This window comes from Banduia mediterranea (assembly GCF_031846245.1).
In the GTDB taxonomy this organism is placed as follows: Bacteria; Pseudomonadota; Gammaproteobacteria; order Nevskiales; family Nevskiaceae; genus Banduia; species Banduia mediterranea.
On the sequence record NZ_JAVRIC010000056.1, the window covers coordinates 1 to 1194 of the forward strand.

Genomic DNA, 1194 nt, shown 5'->3' on the forward strand with positions numbered 1-1194 from the left:
ATGATGAAAAGACCTCGCAGGAATCACACGGCAGCATTCAAGGCGAAGGTGGCGATGGCCGCCTTGAAGGGCGACAAGACTCTGGTCGAGCTGGCGCAGCAGTATGACGTGCACGCCAACCAGATCACGGACTGGAAGACGCGGCTGCAGCAGCGCGCCAAGGACATGTTCGAGACGGCGGCGGAGCGCACGCAACGGCAGACCGGGCCGAGCGTGAAGGACATGCAGGCCAAGATCGGGCAGCTGACCTTGGAGAACGATTTTTTGGCAGTCGCGCTCGGTCGCATGGACGATGCGAGCGCGAAGCGATGATCGACCGCGAGCATGAGCTTTCGGTGGTGCGGCAATGTACGCTTCTCGAGCTGAACCGCTCGACCGTGTACTACGTGCACCAGCCAACACCGCCGGCCGATCTGGCCATGATGCGGCTGATCGACGAGCTGCACTTGAACTTTCCGTTCGCAGGTAGCCGCATGCTGCGCGATCTGCTGCGCTTGGCGGGCTTCACTGTCGGCCGGCAGCGCGTGGCCCGGCTGATGCGCCTGATGGGCGTGGAGGCCGTCTACAGACGCCCACGCACGACGCAGCGGCATCCGGCGCACGCCATCCACCCCTACCTGTTGCGCGGCGTGGCGATCACGCGCCCGAACCAGGTCTGGGCGATGGATATCACCTACATCCCGATGCAGCGTGGATTCGTCTACCTGGCCGTGGTGCTCGACTGGGCAACCCGGCGCGTGCTGTCGTGGCGACTGTCGATCAGCATGACCGCCGACTTCTGCGTCGAGGCCGTCGAGGAAGCCATCGCGCGCTACGGCACCCCAGAGATCTTCAACACCGACCAGGGCAGCCAGTTCACCGGCGCAGAGTTCATCGGCCTGCTGACACGGCACGGCATCCAGATCAGCATGGACGGCAAGGGCTGCTGGCGCGACAACGTCTTCGTGGAGCGACTCTGGAGAAGCGTCAAGTACGAGGAGGTTTACCTGCACGCTTACGAGTCGGTCCACGCGGCGCGCCAGGGCCTGTCCCGCTATTTCGGCTTCTACAATCAGCAACGACCCCACACCGCGATTGACGGTCAGACACCCGATAGCGTGTACTTCAACTCGCTGCCGCTACCGCGGGCAGCGTAACCGGCAGAGATCCACTGACTTTCATCGAATCCCTGTCCGAACATCCGAGGCCGGCTCT

Annotated in this window: 1 protein-coding gene; it reads left to right on the top strand. The window is 63.5% G+C overall.

The features are described from left to right. Nucleotides 1-1136, top strand: a protein-coding gene (locus RM530_RS18320; protein WP_311366711.1) for an IS3 family transposase whose coding sequence is annotated in 2 segments (ribosomal slippage) — nt 1-271 and nt 271-1136 — 1137 coding nt annotated over the 2 segments. Because the reading frame shifts where the segments join, the coding sequence is not laid out codon by codon here. This gene is flagged as partial in the annotation. Nucleotides 1137-1194 lie beyond the last annotated feature (58 nt).